Genomic DNA, 6,329 nt, shown 5'->3' with positions numbered 1-6,329 from the left:
TGCCGAAGTTGCGCCGCAGCCGCAGCGCGCGCACCCGCTCGTTGGTCGCGGCCAGCTCCTGCATGACTGTCCAGCTGGTGTCCACGCTGCCGTCGTCGACGAAGATCACCTCGTACTCGACCTCGGGCATCGTCGCGAACGCCTCGCCGATCTCGGCCACCAGGGTGGCCAGCGTCGCCTCCTCGTCCTTGACCGGGATCAGGACACTGACCTGCACATCTGGCACGGTTTCAATACTCACTACTCGTCCTCGGTGTCGCTGACCTGCGCGGGGAGCCACCGCATCGCGCCGCTTTCGAAGATGACGACGATGCGTGTCTCGTCGGTGACCGGTCCGATCGCACGGAAGCCTACGTCGGGCGGCAAATCCCAGAGCTTGGCGGTGACGTCCGGGCGGGTCAGGTGACTCACGCCCGCGCCGACGATCTTGCCGTCCCCGTCCACGACCACGGTGCAGCGCACCTGGTCGACGCCCTCGCCGAGACCGCCGGTGGCCCAGCCGGTGATCAGGTCGGCCTCACCGGCCGGCTCGACGGCCTCGATGCGGCCGGTCGGACTCTTCGGGCTGCGGGTGCCGGGCGGGGGCAGCTCACTCGCGTCGGCGAGGTCGATCGTCGAGCCGAGCTCCGGGCCGCCGCAGCCCAGCGAGAAGGTCCCGTTGCGCGGGTAGTGCGCCAGCACGTCGAGGTCGGGCTGGAGCGAGGCCTCGGTCGGCAGCACCGGACCCAGCGCGTCGCCGTAGCCGGCCGCCATCGCGATGGCCTCCAGCGGGTGCGCCTTGATCTCGTTGCGCAGCAGGGCCGCGGTGGGCAGGCCGAGCGTGAACCCGACGACGCCGATGGCGACGACGACGATCGCGATCTTCTGCGCGTTGCGCCGCACGCCCTTGTAGAGGACCGCGGACAGCAGCACGAGCAGCGGGATCGACACGATCACCGCGAGCGAGGAGTACCGGCTGGTGAGCCCGAAGTTGACGCCGAAGTCCACGCGGGCGGTGGCGATCATGCCGCAGGCGAGGATGCCGTAGGTGGCGAGCGCCCACCAGAACCGCAGCGACGGGTCGCGGGCGGTCTTGTTGGTCGTCAGGACGGCGTAGAGGACGAGCATCAGCGCGCCGGCGGTGACCGCCCAGCCGGCGTTGTCGGCGGTCCACATCTTCCCGACGACGGTCAGGAACGTGAACAGCAGCGAGCCGATGTCGTTCGCCGGCGCCCCGCCGACCCAGACGTGCGGCTTGAGGATGTACCAGATGCCGATCAGCACGCCGCCGATCCCGAGCGGGATCAGCCGCGTCCGCCAGCGTTCCTTGTGCAGCGCGGCGAACAGCGCGAGCGCCGGCCAGAGCGCGAACGCGGTGCCGTAGGACGCGGTCGCGAGAAAGCCGACCGCCCAGGCGGCCGGCCATTTGCGCCGGGCGGCGAGCAGCAGCGCGGCGACGACGAACAGGTTCGCGGTGAGCCACGCCGAGCCGCTCATCGAGCGGACGAACATGTGCAGCCCCTGCAGACTGAACACCAGCGCGGACGCGCCGACCACGAGCCCCGCGCGGGCCACGGGCGGCAGTGTCTTCGGCAGCGCCGCGCGCATCAGGAGCACGGTGGCCGCCGCGATCACGACCACGGCGTACCCGAGCACCCGGTTGTCCCCGTCCGCGAGCTTCGCGTCGGCCCAGTACAGCAGTGACGGGATGACCAGCGGGTGCTCGTTCTGCGGCGTGAAGATGCCGCCGAGGTGGAACGAGCCGTCCGGGTGGGTCAGCCGGATCAGCACATACCAGTAGTCGAGCCACTGCAGCTTCCCCGACCGGGACACCTCGAGCACGATGGCGATCGGCGGGATCAGCGCGAGCAGCTCGACGAGCCGGGCGATGCGCCGGTCGGTCAGCCAGCCGCGCAGCGCGGTGACCATGGCGTCGGCGCGCCGGTCGAGTCTGCTCGAGCCCTCACCGTCCTCGTCGGCGCCAGGCTCGCGCGGTGGATCCGCCTCCGGATCCTTCTTCAAGACCGTGCTCGTCACGCCCATACCATGTCAAAGCCGCGTTGACCACCGACGCGCGGCCTAGTCGTCGCCGTTCGTCTCCAGCTTGTCGCTGATGCTCACCGGAGCCTTCCCGGACTCGTCCACCGGGTCGTTGACCAGTGCCGTCTCGTCTCGGGTGCCGACGATCTGGGTCATCTCGCCGGTGGGCGCCTCCCACGCTGCGGACGCGGGAATGCGCACCAGCGGGGACTGGGTCGGCTGCGTTGTCGACCGTGCTGTCGGCTGGGTCGCCTCCGCCGCCTGCCGGTCCACCTCGGCGAGGATCTCCTCGCTGCGCGCCCGGTACTCGTCGGTGCCGATCCGCCCGGAGACGAGGTCCTCGCCGAGCGCCCGGAACCGGTCCTGCCAAGCCATGGGGAAGTTGTTACCACGGCCGAGCGTTGACCCCGGTGAGAGCTACGGAGAAGAGTGGAGGCATGGCGTTGTTCGGGCATGACAAGGCACGGATGGTGGACGCGTCGCGGGCGCTGCCCGGCCGGGCGGACCGGATGCCGGTAGCCGGCGCACACGCGGTGTTCAACGACCGGCCGATCGCCGCGCCGTTCCCGGAGGGCATGCGGACGGCCGTGTTCGGGATGGGCTGCTTCTGGGGCGCCGAGCGCCTGTTCTGGCAGACCCCGGGCGTGTACACGACGGCGGTCGGCTACGCGGGCGGGCAGACCCCCAACCCGACGTACGAGGAGGTGTGCAGCGGCCTGACCGGGCACACCGAGGTGGTGCTGGTCGTGTACGACCCCGAGCAGGTCTCCTACGACGGGCTGCTGAAGGTGTTCTGGGAGGGCCACAACCCGACGCAGGGCATGCGCCAGGGCAACGACGTGGGTACCCAGTACCGCTCCACGGCGTACTACACCGACGAGGCCCAGCGAGCGGCCGTCGAAGAAAGCCGGGCGTCCTACCAGGCGGCGCTGTCCCGCGGCGGCCACGGCGAGATCACCACGGAGATCGCGCCACTCGGCGAGTTCTACTACGCCGAGGACTACCACCAGCAGTACCTGTCCGACGCGAAGAACCCGAACGGCTACTGCGGCCTGGGCGGCACGGGCGTCAGCTGCCCGATCGGCCTCGCCACCAACGAAGCCTGAGAAGACACGCGAAGGGCCCCGCCTCGACAGTCGAGGCGGGGCCCTTCCCTGTGGAAGAGCGGACGACGGGACTCGAACCCGCGACCCTCACCTTGGCAAGGTGATGCGCTACCAGCTGCGCTACGTCCGCTTGATGGCGTGCATCGGCGAGTTTAGCGGACGAACGGGTGGGGTAACCCCGCCGTGTTGATGGGCCTGCCCAGGACTTCGGATTAGGCCGAACAGGTTAATACCTTCGTAGGTATCGCCTTAACGTTCTTAACGTTTGTCGTATCCGCGTTGCGTCCTGTGGCATGTTGAGCCAGATTCCCGTGGCGGCCGGGAGGAGGTGCCGGGTCAGATGACCGGCGAAGCTCCGAGATCAACTGGAGCGAACAGGGCGGAGACAGGGGACGCGGAGGATCGGGCGCTGCTCGAGCGGCTTCGCGCGGGGGAGGACGCGGCGTTCGGAGAGCTCTTCTCCCGCCATTCCACCGCTGTCTTCCGGCTCGCGCTCGGGCTCGTCAACGACCGAGCCGAGGCCGAGGATCTCACCGCCGAGGCGTTCTTCCGCGTGCTGCAAGCCATCCGCCGCGGGTCCGGGCCGGTCGACAACGTCCGTGGCTACCTGCTGATCGTCGCCCGCCGGGTGGCCTGGGAGTGGAGCCTGCGCCGCAAGGACGTCCCGGTCAGCGACGAGGAGCTGACCCACCGCGCCCCGTCCGACCCCGACACCACCGGCCAGTTCACCGAGCGCAACCTGATCCGTCGCGCGTTCACGAGCCTGCCGGAGCGCTGGCGCAACGTGCTCTGGAAGATGGAGGTCGAGGGCGAGCGCCCGGCCGCGGTGGCCAACAACTTCGGCCTGTCTCCCAACGCCACCGCCGCCCTCGCCCGCCGTGCCCGGCAGGGCCTGCGCGCCGCCTACCTGCAGGCCCACCTCGCCGCGGACCGCAGCGCCACCGGCTGCCGGTCGGTGCTCGAGAAGCTCGGCGCCTACACGGCCGGCAGCACGTCCGGCATCGAGCGCCGCCGGATCCGCGCTCACCTGTCCGCCTGCGCCTCCTGCACCGCGATGCACGCCGAGCTGCGCGAGGTCTGCTCCGGGCTTCGCGCGCACGCCGGGGTCTCGCTCGCCCCTGTCGTGGTCGCGGGTGCCGCCGCCGCGGGCGGGTTCGGCGCGACGCTCAAGGGGCTGCTTGCGAGCACCAAGATCCAGATCGGGCTGACCGCGAGCTCGGCCGCCGCGGTCGGGCTGTTCGGGCTCGTCGTCGGACCGTGGAGCGGCGACGACGGCGCCGGCCCGCTCGACCTGGCTGGCAAGGGCGCCGACGAGCTTCAGATCACGCAGCCGGCGCCGCCGAGCTCGTCGCTTCGGGTCACCACCGGCAGCCTGAGCACCCACGCCCGCGTGCCCGAGCGGCAGGCCGCGCCCGTCGAGCCGGCGGACTCGGCCGACGAGCGGGCGCCGTCGGTGACGCCGACGTCCTCGAAGCCGGCGGCGAAGACGGCGAAGACGGACGGCGCGCGGACCGAGGAGCCGGTGCTGACCGAGGACGCGTTCGACGAGAGCGCCCCGATCGTCTACCGGGAGACCACGGTCGAGCGGCACACGACGACGCAGGACGGCTACGTGATCGTCTACGAGACGACCACGGTCACCGAGGTCAACTCGCTGAACCAGACCCGGACGACGTCCGAGACCACGAGCTACACACAGCGACCTTCGCCGACTGAACGCCCTTCTGGGGGACCGCAGACAGCCCGAACGGATGAACCTACCGCAGCCTACGCTGCGCCGAACGGCCCCTGACCCGTGCGTGGAGCTGGCCGGTTGGGTCATCATGAGCAGTAGATGATCCCGACCAGCTCCGGAGCCGGGAGGCCTTGAAATGGTACGCACTGTAACCGGTGCGGACGGACGGCAATGGACCGTGCGCAGCCGCCTGGAATGGCGGTCGCCGGCCACGTCGGACGACTTCGAGCATGACGTCAGTGTGGGCAACGCGGCCGCGATCGTGTTGCTCGTCCTCGTGGTGGCGCTCGGCCTGATCCTGATCGTGTGGACGCCCGACGACGTGGTCGTGCCACTGTGGGTCGTGCTGCTCATCCTGATGGCCGTGCTGTTCTTCCCGACCCGCTGGGCCTTGCGCCGGCCGTGGACCATCGTCGCCGAGACGGGCGAGGGCGGACAGGCGGACCCGGTCGAGCGCTGGGTCGGCATCGTCCGCGGCGTATTCACCGTGCGTCAGCAGATGAACCGCGTGGAGAAGAGCATCCAGATCGACTCGGTGCCTGGAATCGAAGGTCCGCTACAACCCGTGGCGTAAAAGCCGGAATGCGGCAAGACTGGCGACGTGCCAGAACTACCCGAGATCGAGGCGCTCGCGCAGCACATCCGCGAGCACGGGGTCGGCCGCACCGTGGCCAGGGTCGACGTGGCGTCCCTGTCCGTGCTCAAGACCGTCACTCCGCCGTGGACCGAGCTTCGCGACCGGACGGTCACCGCGACCGGCCGGCACGGCAAGTTCCTCGACCTCGACTGCGACGGCCTGCACCTGATCATCCACCTGGCCCGCGCGGGCTGGCTGCGCTGGGCGGAGACGATGGCTGCCGCTCCGCCCAAGCCGGGCAAGGGTCCGCTCGCGCTGCGGGTGCACCTCGGCCCGCCCGGCAAGGGCCCCGGCTTCGACCTCACCGAGGCCGGCACGAAGAAGGGGCTCGCCGCGTGGATCGTCGCCGACCCGACCGAGGTGCCGGCCATCGCCGCGCTCGGCCCGGACGCGCTGGCGGTGAGCCGCGACGAGTTCGCATCGGTGCTGGCCGGCCGCACCGAGCGGCTGAAGACGGCGCTGACCACGCAGAAGATCCTCGCGGGCGTGGGCAACGCCTACTCCGACGAGATCCTGCACACCGCGCGGCTCTCCCCGTACGCGACCGCGGGCAAGCTCACCGACGCGCAGGTCGACGACCTCTACGCGGCGCTGGGCAAGGTGCTCGACGACGCCGTGACCAGGTCGGTCGGCCAGCACGCGGCGCTGCTCAAGGGCGAGAAGCGGTCCGGCCTGCGGGTGCACGCGCGCACCGGGATGCCGTGTCCGGTGTGCGGCGACACGGTGCGCGAGGTGTCGTTCGCGGACAAGGCCTTTCAGTACTGTCCGACCTGCCAGACGGGCGGCAAGCCGCTCGCCGACCGGCGGATGTCGCGGCTGCTCAAGTAGGGCT

7 protein-coding genes and 1 tRNA gene are annotated in these 6,329 nt (G+C 70.6%); 4 read left to right on the top strand and 4 right to left on the bottom strand.

Going from position 1 to position 6,329, the window contains the following annotated elements; genetic code table 11:
* The 3 genes from ACRDSK_RS03805 to ACRDSK_RS03795 all read right to left on the bottom strand — a co-directional run.
* Positions 1 to 226, bottom strand: a 226-nt coding sequence (locus ACRDSK_RS03805) for a glycosyltransferase (protein ID WP_431438462.1), incomplete at its 3' end; no start/stop codon positions are given.
* 14 nt (positions 227 to 240) lie between these two features.
* Positions 241 to 2,016: a hypothetical protein gene (locus ACRDSK_RS03800; RefSeq protein WP_431438461.1), complete on the bottom strand. Its 1,776-nt coding sequence runs from the start codon at positions 2,014 to 2,016 to the stop codon at positions 241 to 243.
* A gap of 42 nt (positions 2,017 to 2,058) precedes the next feature.
* A complete protein-coding gene (locus ACRDSK_RS03795; RefSeq protein ID WP_431438460.1) occupies positions 2,059 to 2,394 on the bottom strand; it encodes a hypothetical protein in 336 nt (111 codons plus the stop codon).
* A gap of 62 nt (positions 2,395 to 2,456) precedes the next feature.
* On the opposite strand from ACRDSK_RS03795, the gene msrA reads away from it, so the two are divergent.
* Positions 2,457 to 3,125, top strand: coding sequence for a peptide-methionine (S)-S-oxide reductase MsrA (gene msrA, locus ACRDSK_RS03790; RefSeq protein WP_431438459.1), 669 nt, complete (start codon positions 2,457 to 2,459; stop codon positions 3,123 to 3,125).
* A 57-nt stretch (positions 3,126 to 3,182) separates the two neighbouring features.
* Here msrA and ACRDSK_RS03785 read toward each other — a convergent pair.
* Positions 3,183 to 3,255 (bottom strand) — tRNA-Gly (locus tag ACRDSK_RS03785).
* Between the two features lie 210 nt (positions 3,256 to 3,465).
* Here ACRDSK_RS03785 and ACRDSK_RS03780 point away from each other — a divergent pair.
* The 3 genes from ACRDSK_RS03780 to ACRDSK_RS03770 all read left to right on the top strand — a co-directional run bounded on the left by ACRDSK_RS03780 (position 3,466) and on the right by ACRDSK_RS03770 (position 6,325).
* Positions 3,466 to 4,917, top strand: coding sequence for a sigma-70 family RNA polymerase sigma factor (locus ACRDSK_RS03780; RefSeq protein ID WP_431438458.1), 1,452 nt, complete (start codon positions 3,466 to 3,468; stop codon positions 4,915 to 4,917).
* 79 nt (positions 4,918 to 4,996) lie between these two features.
* Positions 4,997 to 5,434 (top strand): DUF983 domain-containing protein, encoded by a 438-nt coding sequence (locus tag ACRDSK_RS03775; protein ID WP_431438457.1) that lies wholly within the window; start codon positions 4,997 to 4,999, stop codon positions 5,432 to 5,434.
* A 27-nt stretch (positions 5,435 to 5,461) separates the two neighbouring features.
* Complete coding sequence (locus ACRDSK_RS03770; RefSeq protein ID WP_431438456.1) at positions 5,462 to 6,325, top strand: DNA-formamidopyrimidine glycosylase family protein; 864 nt, start codon at positions 5,462 to 5,464, stop codon at positions 6,323 to 6,325.
* Positions 6,326 to 6,329: the final 4 nt, after the last annotated feature.

The sequence above is a fragment of the Actinophytocola sp. genome, assembly GCF_050699915.1.
In the GTDB taxonomy this organism is placed as follows: domain Bacteria; phylum Actinomycetota; class Actinomycetes; order Mycobacteriales; family Pseudonocardiaceae; genus Actinophytocola.
The sequence above is the reverse complement of the archived record's forward strand: the minus strand, read 5'-3'. Positions and strand labels throughout refer to the sequence as shown.

What these genes read in the sequence shown, in the direction of transcription:
- ACRDSK_RS03795 (WP_431438460.1), bottom strand. Translation starts at nt 2,394, where the DNA reads ATGGCTTGGCAGGACCGGTTCCGGGCGCTCGGCGAGGACCTCGTCTCC.
- msrA (WP_431438459.1), top strand. Translation starts at nt 2,457, where the DNA reads ATGGCGTTGTTCGGGCATGACAAGGCACGGATGGTGGACGCGTCGCGG.
- ACRDSK_RS03780 (WP_431438458.1), top strand. Translation starts at nt 3,466, where the DNA reads ATGACCGGCGAAGCTCCGAGATCAACTGGAGCGAACAGGGCGGAGACA.
- ACRDSK_RS03775 (WP_431438457.1), top strand. Translation starts at nt 4,997, where the DNA reads ATGGTACGCACTGTAACCGGTGCGGACGGACGGCAATGGACCGTGCGC.